Genomic DNA, 14,148 nt, shown 5'->3' on the forward strand with positions numbered 1-14,148 from the left:
GAGCGCCTCATGCTTGCGAACCTCGCGGCTGCCCTGTTCACCCACAAGAGCATCAAGACGACCGAGACGAAGGCCAAGCGCATGCGCCCCCTCGTCGAGCGCCTGATCACGTTCGCGAAGCGCGGTGACCTGCACGCGCGTCGTCGCGTGCTGGCGGTCATCGGCGACAAGACCGTGGTTCACGAGCTCTTCACCGAGATCGCACCGCTCGTCGAGCTGCGCGAGGGCGGCTACACCCGCATCACGAAGCTGGGCTTCCGCAAGGGAGACAACGCATCGATGGTGCAGATCGAGCTCGTTCTCGAGCCCGTGTCGCCCAAGCCGAAGTCGGCCAAGAAGACCGCGGCCGCCGCTGCGGCTTCCGCGCCGGCCGAGGTCGTCGTCGAGGAGACCGAGCCCGCCGCTGAGGAGGCTCCGGTCGAGTCCGCCGAGCAGGCAGAGGCCGTCGAGGTCGAGACCGCCGAGGTCGACGCCGAGGCAGCACCGGTCGACGAGGCGAAGTAACTTCTTCGAATAACAGATTTTGGCCCCGCTCATCGAGCGGGGCCATTACTGTTTTGTTCGTGAACGAGTCTCCTCTCTCCTCCCGGGTGGTGGCACCGCCGACGGTGGACTTCCCCGCATTCCGCGGCACCGTGTGGCGGTCCGCGCGGCGCGGCGACGTCGATGCGATCACCGGGATGATGCACGCCGCCGACCGGGTCGACCACCCGCGTTACCTCACCCAGCGCGACGAGGTGCTCGACAGCCTGGACAGCTCGTACATCGACGCGAGCCGGGACACCATCGTCGGAATCGACCTCACGAACTCCTATGTCGCCTTCGGCAGCGTCGCCCTGCTGCCCGGCCAGGAGACCCTCGTTCGATCCGTGCTGTTCGGCGCGGTGGACCCCGCCTGGCGGGGCAAGGGGATCGGGAGACAGCTCCTGCGCTGGCAGGAACAGCGGGCTCTGCAACAGCTCGCGACCTCGGACAAGCCGTTGCCGGGCTGGATCCTCGCCTTCATCGACGACGAGGCGATCCAGACCAACCACCTCTTCGCCCGCGCGGGTTTCCGCACGGCGCGGTACTACTTCGAGCTGCGACGGCGATTCGATGAGCCGATCCCCGAGGTGCCGCTGCCCGAGGGCTTCTCCATCGCGAACCCCGTGCCGGCGAGACACGAGGAACTGCGGCTTGCCCGCAACGATGCCTTCCGGGACCACTGGGGCAGCCAGCCCACGACCGAGGAGCAGTGGGAGCGGTTCGCGCGCCGCTCCGTCTCCCGTCCGGACCTCTCCTTCGTGGTGACGGCCCCGACCGGTGAGGTCGCCGGGTTCCTGCTCACCGAGGTGAACCGGGAGGACTGGCCGGGCCAGGGCTACTCGTCGGCGTACATCGATCTCGTGGGCGTCACCAGGGCGTGGCGGCATCGCGGCATCGCCCCGGCGATGCTCGTGGAGGCCCTGCGGGCGATCAAGGCCGAGGGTCTGGACAGCGCGGTGCTCGACGTCGACTCGGACAGCCTCACCGGCGCGCTCACCCTGTACGAGGGCGTCGGATTCCGCCAGTCGGGCCGCAGCCGCAGCGTTCACAAGATGTTCTAGAGCGGGATGCCGGCCAGCCCGAAGTCGTTGGGTCCGAGCGCGGGCGGCAGCTCGGCAAGCCGCTGCAGGGCATCGGTCACGGCACGCGCATAGATCGCGCCGCCGGCGCTTCCCGGGTGGATCTGGTCGGGTGCGAGCAGATCGAGGTGCCCGGAGATCGCGTCGCGCCAGTTCGCGAGCTCCACGTCGCGATACTGCTGGGCGAACCTGGTGAGCGTGGAGTTCACTCCGTCGGTCCAGCCGCGCGGCGCCTGCACGTTGATCATCACGATGTCGTGGGCGCTGCCGGCGATCGAGCGCACCTCGTCGAGGGTCGACCGGTCGATCGGCCCGTTCGTGCCCAGCCCGATCAGCACGGTCGGCCGCAACGTGCCGGCGGCCACCATCCCCTGCAGGATCGACGGCACCGAGGAGAGCTGGCGCGAGACGACCGCGTCGATCTGGATGCCGGGGAACGTCGACTGCAGCTCCGGGGCCGAGGCGAGCATCACCGAGTCGCCGATCGCGGTGATCTGGTCGCCGCCGGGCAGGGCGGCCGGTGTGCGGCTGGGCGTCGCAGGCGCCCCGCCGCCGTCGGGTGGCCGGTGGGTGTCGATCGACCGCTCGCCCTGCTCGACGGCGGCCTGGCTCGAGCTCTTGCCCGGATCGCTGGCGATGGCGGCGACCGACGCGCCGACGGCGACGAGGGCGATGACGACCGCGGCCAGGAAGGCGACGAGCCTCGGCGCTGAGGCGCGCCATCCGCTCGTCCACGCTCGAAACGATGCCCGGAAGCCGTTCAGCCGGATGGGGCGCTCCACGAGACGGTAGGACGCGGCCGACGCCGCGACCGTGATCACGAGCGCGACGGCGCCCATCGCCCAGCCGTCCCCTCCCGTGCGCTGCCAGCCGGGCAGGGCGGCCACGACGAGTACGAAGACCGGCCAGTGCCAGAGGTAGAGACCGTACGAGCGCTCGCCGATCCAGCGAAGCGGAGCGCTGTCGAGCACGCGGCCGAGCAGCGATCCGGTGCCGATGGAGCCGAGGATGGCCACGGCCGTGAGCAGGGCGACGCCGACCAGGCCGCCCCGGTAGACGAACGGCGCGCTCGCGGGCATCGACACCGCGAGCGCGCAGAGGGCCACGATGGAGGCCGCTCCGAACGCGGCGGCGATCCTCGTCGCGAATCGGCGGCTCGCGAGCGCCGCGAGCCGTCGGGGAGCATCATTCACGAGGATCGCGATCGCCGAGCCGATGGCGAGGCCGAAGCAGTGGGTGTCCGTGCCGTAGTACACCCGTGTCGCGTCGGCGCCCGGCAGGTAGATCAGCCACATCGCGGCGGCGGACGCGACGGCCAGGGCCACCACCAGGCCGATGCGGAGGCGCCGGGAGGGCACGAGCAGCAGCGCGAGCATCGCCAACGGCCAGACCAGGTAGAACTGTTCCTCGACGGCGAGCGACCAGAGGTTGCGGAAGAGCTCGGGGGCCGTGCCGTCGAAGTAGCTCTGCCCGACGCCGATCGAGAGCCAGTTGCTGCTGAAGGTGGCGGCGCCGAGAACCTGGCGGCCGAGGTGCACGAGCACGTCCCCGCGCAGGGCGAGCGCCAGTGCGCTGCAGGCGACGACCACGATCGCGAGGGCGGGGAGCAGCCGGCGGGCGCGGCGCAGCCAGAATGCCCCGAGGCGGATGCGGCCGGTGGATTCCCTCTCCCGCAGGAGCAGCCCGGTGATCAGGAAGCCGCTGATCACGAAGAAGACGTCGACGCCGAGGTAGCCGCCGGGAACGGCGCCGGGAGTGAGGTGGAAGAGGATCACGGCCACGACGGCGATCGCCCGCAGCCCGTCCAGCCCCGCGAACCGGCCGACGCGACGGTCGCTCGACGGCACGGTCGCCGGGGTGGTAACCGCCGCTGAGGAGGGGAGGAGGAGGGAAGGAGTCATGGCGTGCAGTTCGAGTCTTGTCGTGCGGAGGGGAGAGGTCAACCCGAGGCGGAGGCGACCGCCGGAATCGCCAATAGACTTCAGAAGTGGACGGGGAAGGCGTGATCGACGCGAGCGCTGGCTACACGCGCATCAGGCTGGACATCGCGTACGACGGCGGCAACTTCAACGGCTGGACCAAACAGCCCGGGTTGCGCACCGTGCAGGGCGAGCTCGAGGCGGCCCTCGCCGTCATCTTCGGTCGTCGCGGTCCGGCGCCCACCCTGACCGTCGCCGGCCGCACCGACGCCGGGGTGCACGCGACCGGCCAGGTCGCCCATCTCGACCTGTCGGCAGAACAGCTCGCCTGGCTGACTCGCCCGCGGGGGAAAAAGGCGACCGGCGGCCCGCGGTTCGACGGTCCGACCGCGCTCGGCCGACGGCTCAACGGCATTGCGGGTCTCGAGACCGATGTCTACGTCTCGCGCGCGGCGGTCGCCCCCGCGGGGTTCGACGCTCGTTTCTCCGCCGTCTGGCGACGCTACGAATACCGGGTGTCAGACACCTCCGGTCCCCGAAACCCGCTCGAGCGCAACCGCACCCTCTGGTACCCCGCCGCGCTCGACCTCGACGGGATGGCGGTCGCCGCGCTGTCCCTCGTCGGCCTGCACGACTGGGCGGCCTATTGCAAGCCGCGCGAGGGCGCCACGACCATCCGCACCCTGCAGGAGTTCGCCTGGCGACGGGACACGGATGGCGTGCTCGTCGCCGAGGTGAAGGCCGACGCCTTCTGCCACAGCATGGTGCGCTCCCTCGTCGGGGCGACGATCGCGGTGGGCGAGGGCAAGCTCGAGGTGGCACGGCTGGCCGCGCTCCGGGACGAGCTGGACCGCACGAGCGAGTTCAATGTCGTGCCCGCGAAGGGCCTCACCCTCGTGGAGGTCGGCTATCCGCCGGACGACGAACTGGCCGCGCGGGCGGAGGTCACCCGCGCCCGTCGACCCCCGCTCGAGACCGCCGAGACCGGCGCGTTTGACCGCATCCCGGGGGATGGACTAATCTAGACCCTTGGTGCCTGCGCCCTTTCGCGCGGCATCCGAACTTGAGCCCTCCACCGGCAGTGTTCCCGGCAAATCTTTGCCTGGGAACGCCCATCGGAGTGGGATTCACGAACGCCTCATTTCGACAAAGAAAGCAGCACTATTGTGACGCGCACCTTTTCTCCCAAGCCCGAAGATGTCCAGCGCGACTGGGTCATCATCGACGCGACCGACATCGTTCTCGGCCGTCTGGCGAGCCACGCGGCAGTCCTGCTGCGCGGCAAGCACAAGCCGACCTTCGCCCCGCACATGGACATGGGCGACTTCGTCATCATCATCAACGCCGAGAAGGTGGCCCTGACCGGCGCCAAGCTGGCCCAGAAGAAGGCCTACCGCCACTCGGGCTACCCGGGCGGCCTCACGGCGACCACCTACTCCGAGCTCCTCGAGAAGCACCCGACACGCGCCGTCGAGAAGGCCGTTCGTGGCATGCTCCCCAAGAACTCCATTGGTCGTGCACAGCTCACCAAGCTCAAGGTCTACGCAGGCGCCGAGCACCCCCACGCTGCCCAGCAGCCCAAGACCTACACACTCGGCCAGGTCGCGCAGTAGCGCGCACCAGTAACTAAAGGATTCGTACAACATGGCGAAGATCGAAGATTCAATCGACGAGGCAGTTCTCGAGAGCTACTCGACCGAGAGCCCGGCCGAGACCGCAGTGAAGGTGCCCCGCGCCGTCCTCAACGTGCCAGGAGCGGCCGTCGGCCGTCGCAAGCAGGCAATCGCCCGCGTGCGCATCGTCCCCGGCTCCGGCACCATCACGGTGAACGGCCGCACGCTCGCCGACTACTTCCCCAACAAGCTGCACCAGCAACTGATCAACGACCCGTTCAAGGTGCTCGACCTGCTCGGCAGCTACGACGTGATCGCCCGCATCACCGGCGGAGGCCCCTCCGGCCAGGCCGGCGCCCTGCGTCTCGGCATCGCGCGCTCGCTCAACCAGATCGACGAAGAGAACAACCGCGCCGCGCTCAAGAAGGCGGGCTTCCTCAGCCGCGACGCTCGCGTCAAGGAGCGTAAGAAGGCCGGACTCAAGAAGGCCCGCAAGGCGCCCCAGTTCTCGAAGCGCTAACCCGCACCGAAAACACCCTCATGCCGCGTCTGTTCGGCACCGATGGCGTCCGTGGTCTCGCAAACCAGGACATCACGGTGGAGCTTGCAGTGAGCCTTGCCCAGGCGGCGTCCGTCGTCCTGGGCAAGGGGCGCTTCGCCGACGGTCGTCGCGCCTCGGGACGACGACCGGTCGGTGTGATCGCGCGCGACCCGAGGGTCTCCGGCGAGTTCATCGCCGCGGCCGTCGCCGCCGGCTTTGCGAGCTCCGGCGTGGACGTGCTCGACGCCGGCATCATCCCGACCCCGGCGGCCGCCTTCCTCATCGCGGACGTGAAGGCCGACTTCGGCGTGGTCATCTCCGCCTCGCACAACCCGGCGGCCGACAACGGCATCAAGTTCTTCGCGGTGGGCGGAACGAAGCTCCCCGATGAGGTTGAAGACCGCATCCAGGCGGCGCTCGACGAGAAGAAGCTGGCCCCCACCGGCGTGGAGGTCGGCCGCATCCGCCGTTTCGCCGACGCGGAGGACCGCTACGTCGTGCACCTGCTCTCGACCCTCCCGCATCGCCTCGACGGCATCCACGTCGTGCTCGACTGCGCGAACGGTGCGGCCTCCGGCATCTCGCCCGAGGTGTTCACCGACGCCGGCGCCACCGTGACCGTGATCGGCGCGGACCCGGACGGCTACAACATCAACGACGGTGTGGGGTCGACCCACCTCGACGTTCTCGCCGCCGCCGTGCTCGAGCACGGGGCGGACGTCGGAATCGCCCACGACGGCGACGCCGACCGCTGCCTCGCCGTGGACCACCTCGGTCGCATCGTCGACGGCGACCAGATCATGGCCGTGCTCGCCGTGTCGATGAAGGAACGCGGGCTGCTCAAGGAGAACACGCTGGTGGCCACGGTCATGAGCAACCTGGGGCTCCGGGTGGCGATGGCCGAACACGGCATCACCCTCCTGCAGACGGCCGTCGGCGACCGCTACGTGCTCGAGGCGCTCAACGAGCGCGGCCTCAACCTCGGCGGTGAGCAGTCCGGGCACGTGATCATGAGCGACCACGCCACCACCGGCGACGGCATCCTCACCGGACTGCAGCTTCTCGCCGAGATGGCCCGAACCGGCAAGTCCCTTGCCGAGCTCGCCTCCGTGATGACCGTCTACCCCCAGATCATGATCAACGTGCGCGGCGTCGACCGCGCGGCGCTCAAGTCCGACGAGGTCGTGGCGGCCGCGGTGGTCGCCGCCGAGGAACGGCTCGGGTCCACCGGGCGCGTGCTGCTTCGCCCCTCCGGAACCGAGCCCCTCGTGCGCGTGATGGTCGAGGCGCAGGAGCAGTCGGTGGCCGACGAGATCGCACATTCGCTCGCGGATGTGGTGCGCGAGCGCCTCACCGTCTAGCCGTCGCCGGTCCGTCCGCGCTAGATCTTGCGCAGCAGAACGGTGTCCACCGCGTGGTCCGCGCCCTTGCGCAGAACAAGATCGGCCCGCGACCTGGTCGGCAGCACGTTGCGCAGCAGGTTGGGCTCGTTGATGCGCTTCCAGATCTCGAGCCCCTTCGCCGTGGCCTCCTCCGTGCTGAGGGCGGCGTAGCGGTGAAAGTAGGACTGCGGATTCGCGAAGGCGCCGCGCTGCAGCTTGAGAAAGCGGTCGACGTACCAGCCGGCGATGTCGGACGTTCTGGCGTCGACATAGATCGTGAAGTCGAAGAGGTCGCTCACCGCGAGCCCGTGCCCGCTCGCCGGGGGCTGCAGCACATTGAGACCCTCAACGATGAGGATGTCCGGCGCCCGCACCACGATCTCCGCATCGCGCACGATGTCGTAGCTGAGGTGCGAGTAGAACGGCGCGCGCACCTCCGGCTCGCCGCTCTTCACCCTGGTGACGAATCGAAGCAGCGCGCGGCGATCGTAGGACTCGGGAAAGCCCTTGCGTTCCATCAGGCCGCGCCGCTCGAGTTCCGCGTTCGGCAGCAGGAAGCCGTCCGTCGTCACGAGTTCGACGCGCGGGGTGTCGTCCCAGCGGGAGAGCATCTCGCGCAGCAGGCGTGCGACCGTCGACTTGCCGACCGCCACCGATCCGGCCACGCCGATCACGAACGGAGTGGCCTTCGAGTCCCGGTGCAGGAAGCGGCTGGTGTCGGTGTGGAGTCGCCGGGCCCCGACCGCGTACAGGTTGAGCAGGCGGCTGAGCGGCAGGTAGACCTCGGTCACCTCGCGCAGATCCAGGCGGTCGCCGAGACCCCGCAGCTCCACGATCTCCGTCGGGCTCAGGGGGAGCTGCGTGGTGGGGGCGAGGTCGGCCCAGTCGGCGCGGTCGATCTCGACGAACGGCGTCGAGTGGCCGTTGGCGCCGGTGTGCGCGGACCCGTGCTCAGACATAGGGCAACAGGCTACCGGAGTCGGGATGCGCCGCGGAGCACGGGTGGGCGCGGGTTGACCGGGAGATAACGTAAAATCGGGTCTCATGTGTGGAATCGTGGGATACGTCGGCAGCAACCAGAGCGTCGAGGTGTTGTTGGGCGGTCTGGGCCGGCTCGAATACCGCGGCTACGACTCGGCGGGAATCGCCGTGATCGACCCGGCGGGCGAGCTCCACACGCGCAAGCGGGCCGGCAAGCTCCAGGTGCTCATCGACGACCTCGACGCCTCGAACATCGCGAACGGCGCCACCGGCATCGGCCACACGCGCTGGGCCACCCACGGCGGACCCAACGACCAGAACGCGCATCCGCACCTCGGGGACGACGGCAAGCTCGCCCTGATCCACAACGGCATCATCGAGAACTTCGCCGAGCTCAAGGCGGAGCTCGTCTCCGCCCATCCGGACACCGTCTTCACCAGCGAGACCGACACCGAGGTCGCCGCGCTGCTGGTGGGGCTCGAATACCAGAAGACCGGCGACCTCGCCGAGGCGCTGCGCAACGTCGTGGCCCGCCTGCACGGCGCCTTCACCCTTCTCGTGCTGCACAAGGACGAGCCGGGCGTCGTCGTCGGCGCCCGCCGCAACTCTCCGCTCGTGATCGGGCTCGGCGACGGCGAGAACTTCCTCGGTTCCGACGTGGCGGCCTTCGTGGAGCACACCCGGCGCGCCGTGGCCATCGGCCAGGACCAGATCGTGACGATCACCTCGGATGCGGTGACGGTCACCGACTTCGACGGCCTGCCGGTGGAGACCCAGGAGTTCGAGATCACCTGGGACGCGTCGGCGGCCGAAAAGGGCGGCTGGTCGAGCTTCATGGCCAAGGAGATCAGCGAGGAGCCGGAGGCCATCTCCAAGACCCTCCTCGGCCGGATCGTCGACGGTTCCGTGCGCCTCTCCGAGCTGGACGTACTCGGCGAGGGCGCGCTCGCGGATATCGACCGCATCGTGATCCTGGGCTGCGGCACCGCGTCGTACTCGGGCATGCTCGGCAAGTACGCGATCGAAAAGTGGGCGAGGATCCCGGTGGATGTTGAGCTCTCCCACGAGTTCCGCTACCGCGACCCGGTGATCAACGACCGCACGCTCGTCGTGTCGATCAGCCAGTCCGGCGAGACCATGGACACCCTCATGGCCGTCAAGTACGCGGTGGCTGCCGGGGCGAAGACGCTGTCGATCTGCAACACCCAGGGTGCGACAATCGCCCGGGAGTCGGATGCTGCCATCTATACCCACGCCGGTCCCGAAGTCGCCGTGGCGTCCACGAAGGCCTTCGTGGCCCAGGTCGCCGCGCTCTACCTGTTCGGCCTGCACCTCGCGCAGGTGCGCGGCACCCTGTCGCCGGAGGAGATCTCCGGACTCCTCGGTGAGCTGCAGGCGCTCCCCGACCAGCTCGCCACCGTGCTCGAGCAGCACGACGCGATCACCCAGCTCGCCGGCTGGATGACCGACACCCGCTCCGTGCTCTTCCTCGGCCGGCACGCCGGATACCCGGTGGCCCTCGAGGGCGCCCTCAAGCTCAAGGAGCTCGCCTACATCCACGCGGAGGGTTTCGCGGCCGGCGAGCTCAAGCACGGACCCATCGCGCTGATCGAGCCCGGCCAGCCCGTGTTCGTGATCGTGCCGAGCCCGCGCGCCAAGGATTCGCTGCACAAGAAGGTGGTCTCCAACATCCAGGAGATCCGCGCCCGCGGTGCCCGCATCCTCGCGATCGCCGAGCAGGGCGATGCCGCGGTGCTGCCGTACGCCGACCTCGTGATCCCGATTCCGCTCGCCTCGACGCTCTTCGAGCCGCTGCTCGCGGTGGCTCCGCTGCAGATCTTCGCGATGGAGTTGGCCGCGGCGAAGGGGCTCGACGTCGACCAGCCGCGCAACCTCGCCAAGTCAGTGACCGTGGAGTAACGACGTGATCGTCGGCATCGGCGTGGACGTTGTCGACCTCGCGCGGTTCGAGCGTGCGGCCGACAGGACTCCGGCGCTGCTCAATCGGCTCTTCGCCGACAGCGAGCTGTGGGACGGCCCGGCCAGACGACCGCTGCGATCGATGGCCGCGCGATTCGCGGCCAAGGAGGCGCTGATCAAGGCGATCGGCGATTCGACCGGGGTGCGCTGGCACGACATGGCGATCGTCTCCGACGGGCTGCGCAATCCGTCATTCGAGGTCTACAACGCGCTCGCCGGAATCGTGGCGGCGCGGGGGATCACCGCCATCCACGTGTCGATGAGCCACGACGCCGGGGTCGCCGTCGCCTACGTCGTGGCGGAGGGCACCGGATGACCGCCCGCCCGATGCGGGAGGCGCGCGTCGACCTGGCCGCGATTTCCCACAACGTGCGCACTCTTTCGCGAGTCGTCGGCACCCCGCACGTGATGGTCGTCGTGAAGGCCGGCGGCTACGGCCACGGTGCCGTCGCCGCGGCCGGAGCGGCGCTCGAGGGAGGCGCGGACTGGCTCGGCGTGGTGGACATCCGCGAGGCGCTCGACCTGCGGGCGGCCGGCATCACGGCGCCCGTGCTGGCCTGGCTGCACGATCCGACGACGGACTTCGACGAGGCGATCGCCGCGGGAATCGACCTGGGGGTGAGCTACCCCGAGCAGCTCGAGCGCGTCGCCCACGCCGCCGGGCCCGCGTTCGTGCAGCTCAAGGTGGACACCGGACTCGGACGCAACGGCGCCGCGGACAGCGAATGGCCGCAGTTCTTCGCCGCGGCGGCCGCCCACGAACGGGCCGGCCGCATCCGCGTGCGCGGCCTCTGGAGTCACCTCGCCAACGCGGGAGCCGCCGAAGACCTGCTGCAGGTGGCGGCCTTCGAGCGCGCCGTCGCCCTCGCCCGGGCGAGCGGCCTCGACCCCCAACTTCTGCACCTCGCCGCCACCGCCGGCGCGCTGCGGGTGCCGTCCGCGCGGTTCGACCTGGTGCGGCTCGGCATCGGCGCCTACGGTCTCTCGCCATTCGACGACGCGACGTCCGCCGACCTCGGCCTGCGCCCCGCCCTGGAGCTGAGCGCGACGATCGCCTCGGTGAAGCGGGTGGCGGCGGGCAGCGGGGTGTCGTACGGCTACGACCACCGAACGGCCGCCGAGGCGACGCTGGCGCTCGTGCCGCTCGGCTACGGCGACGGCATCCCGAGGCACGCGTCCAATCGCGGGCCGGTGTGGATCAACGGGCGCCGCTACCGGATCGCCGGGCGAGTCGCCATGGACCAGTTCGTGGTGGACGTGGGGGACGACCCGGTGTCGGTGGGCGATCGGGCGGTTCTCTTTGGCGACCCGTCGACCGGTGTGCCGTCCGCCGACGACTGGGCGGCGGCCGCCGACACCATCAACTACGAGATCGTCACGCGCCTCGGCGCCCGGATCGAGCGGACCCACCGCTGATGCGGCTGACGATAGCCACCCCGGAGGAGATGGCCGCGCTGGGGGCGACGATCGCGCGGCAGCTGAGGGCCGGAGACCTCGTGGCGCTCAACGGAGAACTCGGGGCGGGCAAGACCACCCTCACCCGCGGACTCGGCGAGGCGCTCGGGGTGCGCGGTGCCGTCACCAGCCCTACCTTCGTGCTCGCCCGCACGCATCCACGGGAGCATGGCGGACCGCCACTCGTGCATGTGGACGCCTACCGCCTCGGCGGGGCGGCCGAGCTCGACGATCTCGACATCGACTTCGCGTCATCCATCGTGGTCGTGGAGTGGGCGGCCGGAATGCTCGACGGAGTCACCGACGACTGGCTCGAGGTGGCGATCGAGCGGCCGACCGGAGGCCCGACCCCCGGTTTCGACGTGGAGGACGAGGATGCCGTCGAGCCGCGCGAGGTCACCATCACCGGCCACGGTGAGCGGTGGAGTCGGCTTAAACTGGCCTGATGCTTCTCGCCATCGACACCTCGGCCGGATCGAGTGTCGCGATCGTTGATCGCGACCGCGGCACCATCGTCGAACTGGGCGAGGCGGACACGCGTCGCCACGCCGAGGTCATCGGCACCCTTATTTCCCTCGCGCTCGCCGAGTCCGGGGTCTCGATCCCGGAGCTGTCCGGCGTCGCTGTCGGGATGGGGCCCGGTCCGTTCACGGGGCTGCGGGTGGGGATCGCCGCCGCCCAGGCCTTCGCGTTCGGCGCAGGCAAGCCGGTCGTGCGAGTCGTGAGCCACGATGCCGTGGCCTGGGGACACTACGCGGCCGGCGGCACCGGCCCGCTGCTCGTGGTCACCGACGCGCGACGCCGGGAGGTCTACTGGAGCACGTACTCGGGGGCTGACGAGTTCGGCCTGCCCCAGCGATCCAGCGGTCCGGCCATCGAGAGCCCGGCCGGCCTCGAGGCACTGGGCCTCGACGGGCACGCCCGCGTCGACGCCGCCGAAGTCTCCGCGGCATCCGTCGGCCTGCTCGCCGAGGGGCTCTTCCAGCACCGGCGCGCCTTCGCCGGCCCCGAGGCGCTCTATCTGCGTGCCCCAGACGTCACCGTCTCTGCCGGACCGAAGAGGGTGAGCTGATGACCTGGACGCTGCGGACCGCCACCGTCGACGACCTCGACCACATCATGGAGCTGGAGACCGGCACCTTCGGCAACGACGCCTGGTCGAGGGACGCGATGCGCCGCGACCTGATCAGCCGGCAGTGTTACTACCTCGTGGCCGAACGCCTGGGCTTCCCGGGTGAACTAGACGGCTACGCCGGACTCTTCGCGCCGAGGGGCGCCCTCGAGTGCGACATCCAGACCATCGCCGTCGCCGAGTCGGCGCGACGCTCCGGGCTCGGACGCACTCTCATGCAGGCGCTCATCGGCGAGGCGCGCAAGCGAGGCGCCAACGAGGTATTCCTCGAGGTGCGGGCGGACAATCCCGGCGCGCACGAGCTCTACCGCAGGCTCGGATTCGAGGACATCGCCGTTCGGGTGGCCTACTACCAGCCGGATGGTGTGGACGCGATCGTCATGCGCCTGGTCATCCCGGAGCCCACGACGCAGCCGACCATCCAGCCGGCGGCCGGCCAGTGAGCGCCGCGGAACCCCTCGTCCTCGGAATCGAGACGAGCTGCGACGAGACGGGCGTGGGCATCGTGCGCGGCACGACGCTTCTCGCCAACGTGATCGCGTCGTCCATGGACGAGCACGCCCGCTACGGCGGCGTCGTTCCGGAGATCGCCGCGCGGGCACACCTCGAGGCGCTCACCCCCGCCCTCACGGCCGCGCTCGCCGAGGCGAACGTGTCGCTGCAGGATCTCGACGCGATCGCCGTGACGAGCGGCCCAGGGCTGTCCGGCGCGCTCATGGTCGGCGTCGCGGCGGCGAAGGCACTCGCGCTCTCGCTCGGCAAGCCGCTCTACGCCGTCAACCACCTGGTCGGCCACGTCGGCGCGGACGTGCTCTCCGGCGAGGATGTCGAGTACCCCACGATCGCGCTGCTCGTTTCCGGCGGCCACACCTCCCTCCTCCTGGTGCGCGACCTGGTCTCGGATGTCGAACTCCTCGGCGAGACGATCGACGACGCGGCGGGGGAGGCCTTCGACAAGGTGGCGAGGCTGCTCGGCCTCCCGTACCCCGGAGGGCCGCAGATCGACAGGGTCGCCGCCGCCGGCGACCCCGCGGCGATCCGCTTTCCGCGCGGACTCAGCCAGCCGAAGGACATGGACAAGCACCGGTACGACTTCTCCTTCTCGGGGCTCAAGACCGCCGTCGCGCGCTGGGTGGAGCGCGCCCGCGACGCCGGCGAAGAGGTGCCGATCGCGGATGTCGCCGCCAGCTTCCGGGAGGCGGTCACCGACGTGCTGCTCACCAAGGCCGTCGCCGCGTGCAACGAACGCGGGGTTCCCCGCCTTCTTCTCGGCGGCGGCGTGGTGGCCAACGCCCGCGTTCGCGAGGTCGCGGCCGAGCGTTGCGCGGCCGCCGGAATCGAGCTGAGGATCCCGCCCCTGTCGCTGTGCACCGACAACGGAGCGATGATCGCGGCGCTCGGCGCCCAGCTGATCGCGTCCGGCCACGCGCCATCCGATCTCTCGTTCGGGGCCGATTCGACCCTTCCGGTCACCGTCATCCAGGCCTGAGGCGGGCGATTGCGCCCGTGGCGCTGTTTGACATGCCGCAACGACGGTGGAA

At 70.1% G+C, this 14,148-nt stretch carries 15 protein-coding genes; 13 read left to right on the top strand and 2 right to left on the bottom strand.

Annotated features, from left to right (window positions below):
• Together rplQ and ACHZD8_RS13600 are read left to right on the top strand one after the other, a co-directional pair.
• The coding region (gene rplQ, locus ACHZD8_RS13595; protein WP_394770968.1) for a 50S ribosomal protein L17 at positions 1 to 504 on the top strand (504 nt) is incomplete at its 5' end.
• Positions 505 to 563: 59 nt separating this feature from the next.
• On the top strand, positions 564 to 1,586 hold the full coding sequence (locus ACHZD8_RS13600) for a GNAT family N-acetyltransferase (protein ID WP_394770969.1): 1,023 nt from the start codon (positions 564 to 566) through the stop codon (positions 1,584 to 1,586).
• On the opposite strand, the gene ACHZD8_RS13605 is transcribed toward ACHZD8_RS13600, so the two are convergent.
• Positions 1,583 to 3,505 (bottom strand): acyltransferase family protein, encoded by a 1,923-nt coding sequence (locus ACHZD8_RS13605; protein ID WP_394770970.1) that lies wholly within the window; start codon positions 3,503 to 3,505, stop codon positions 1,583 to 1,585. The genes ACHZD8_RS13600 and ACHZD8_RS13605 overlap by 4 nt on opposite strands.
• 86 nt (positions 3,506 to 3,591) lie before the next feature.
• Between ACHZD8_RS13605 and truA the strand changes: the two genes are divergently transcribed.
• From truA to glmM, 4 genes are all read left to right on the top strand, one after another.
• Positions 3,592 to 4,548: a tRNA pseudouridine(38-40) synthase TruA gene (gene truA / locus ACHZD8_RS13610; protein WP_394770971.1), complete on the top strand. Its 957-nt coding sequence runs from the start codon at positions 3,592 to 3,594 to the stop codon at positions 4,546 to 4,548.
• A gap of 141 nt (positions 4,549 to 4,689) precedes the next feature.
• Positions 4,690 to 5,136, top strand: coding sequence for a 50S ribosomal protein L13 (rplM, locus tag ACHZD8_RS13615; RefSeq protein WP_147783449.1), 447 nt, complete (start codon positions 4,690 to 4,692; stop codon positions 5,134 to 5,136).
• 31 nt (positions 5,137 to 5,167) lie between these two features.
• Positions 5,168 to 5,656, top strand: a complete 489-nt coding sequence (rpsI, locus tag ACHZD8_RS13620) for a 30S ribosomal protein S9 (RefSeq protein ID WP_147783448.1) — start codon at positions 5,168 to 5,170, stop codon at positions 5,654 to 5,656.
• 20 nt (positions 5,657 to 5,676) lie between these two features.
• Positions 5,677 to 7,038 carry a phosphoglucosamine mutase gene (gene glmM / locus ACHZD8_RS13625; RefSeq protein WP_394770972.1) on the top strand — a complete coding sequence of 454 codons (1,362 nt, stop codon included), beginning with the start codon at positions 5,677 to 5,679 and terminating at the stop codon, positions 7,036 to 7,038.
• Between the two features lie 20 nt (positions 7,039 to 7,058).
• Here the strand turns inward: glmM and coaA are convergent, their stop codons facing one another.
• On the bottom strand, positions 7,059 to 8,018 hold the full coding sequence (coaA, locus tag ACHZD8_RS13630; RefSeq protein WP_394770973.1) for a type I pantothenate kinase: 960 nt from the start codon (positions 8,016 to 8,018) through the stop codon (positions 7,059 to 7,061).
• Positions 8,019 to 8,103: 85 nt separating this feature from the next.
• On the opposite strand from coaA, the gene glmS reads away from it, so the two are divergent.
• The 7 genes from glmS to tsaD are packed head-to-tail and all read left to right on the top strand — an operon-like array spanning position 8,104 to position 14,096.
• Entirely contained in the window at positions 8,104 to 9,960 is a 1,857-nt protein-coding gene (gene glmS / locus ACHZD8_RS13635) for a glutamine--fructose-6-phosphate transaminase (isomerizing) (RefSeq protein ID WP_394770974.1), read from the top strand.
• Between the two features lie 4 nt (positions 9,961 to 9,964).
• Positions 9,965 to 10,336 carry a holo-ACP synthase gene (locus ACHZD8_RS13640; RefSeq protein ID WP_394770975.1) on the top strand — a complete coding sequence of 124 codons (372 nt, stop codon included), beginning with the start codon at positions 9,965 to 9,967 and terminating at the stop codon, positions 10,334 to 10,336.
• Positions 10,333 to 11,436 (top strand): alanine racemase, encoded by a 1,104-nt coding sequence (gene alr / locus ACHZD8_RS13645; protein ID WP_394770976.1) that lies wholly within the window; start codon positions 10,333 to 10,335, stop codon positions 11,434 to 11,436. The genes ACHZD8_RS13640 and alr overlap by 4 nt, the downstream gene beginning before the upstream one ends.
• Positions 11,436 to 11,921, top strand: a complete 486-nt coding sequence (gene tsaE, locus ACHZD8_RS13650; protein WP_394770977.1) for a tRNA (adenosine(37)-N6)-threonylcarbamoyltransferase complex ATPase subunit type 1 TsaE — start codon at positions 11,436 to 11,438, stop codon at positions 11,919 to 11,921. The genes alr and tsaE overlap by 1 nt, the downstream gene beginning before the upstream one ends.
• Positions 11,921 to 12,547 carry a tRNA (adenosine(37)-N6)-threonylcarbamoyltransferase complex dimerization subunit type 1 TsaB gene (gene tsaB / locus ACHZD8_RS13655; protein ID WP_394770978.1) on the top strand — a complete coding sequence of 209 codons (627 nt, stop codon included), beginning with the start codon at positions 11,921 to 11,923 and terminating at the stop codon, positions 12,545 to 12,547. Before tsaE ends, tsaB begins: the two co-directional genes overlap by 1 nt.
• Positions 12,547 to 13,050 (top strand): ribosomal protein S18-alanine N-acetyltransferase, encoded by a 504-nt coding sequence (gene rimI, locus ACHZD8_RS13660; protein ID WP_394770979.1) that lies wholly within the window; start codon positions 12,547 to 12,549, stop codon positions 13,048 to 13,050. The genes tsaB and rimI overlap by 1 nt, the downstream gene beginning before the upstream one ends.
• On the top strand, positions 13,047 to 14,096 hold the full coding sequence (gene tsaD, locus ACHZD8_RS13665; RefSeq protein ID WP_394770980.1) for a tRNA (adenosine(37)-N6)-threonylcarbamoyltransferase complex transferase subunit TsaD: 1,050 nt from the start codon (positions 13,047 to 13,049) through the stop codon (positions 14,094 to 14,096). The genes rimI and tsaD overlap by 4 nt, the downstream gene beginning before the upstream one ends.
• Positions 14,097 to 14,148: the final 52 nt, after the last annotated feature.

The organism is Lacisediminihabitans sp. (genome assembly GCF_043726815.1).
Classification (GTDB): domain Bacteria; phylum Actinomycetota; class Actinomycetes; order Actinomycetales; family Microbacteriaceae; genus Lacisediminihabitans.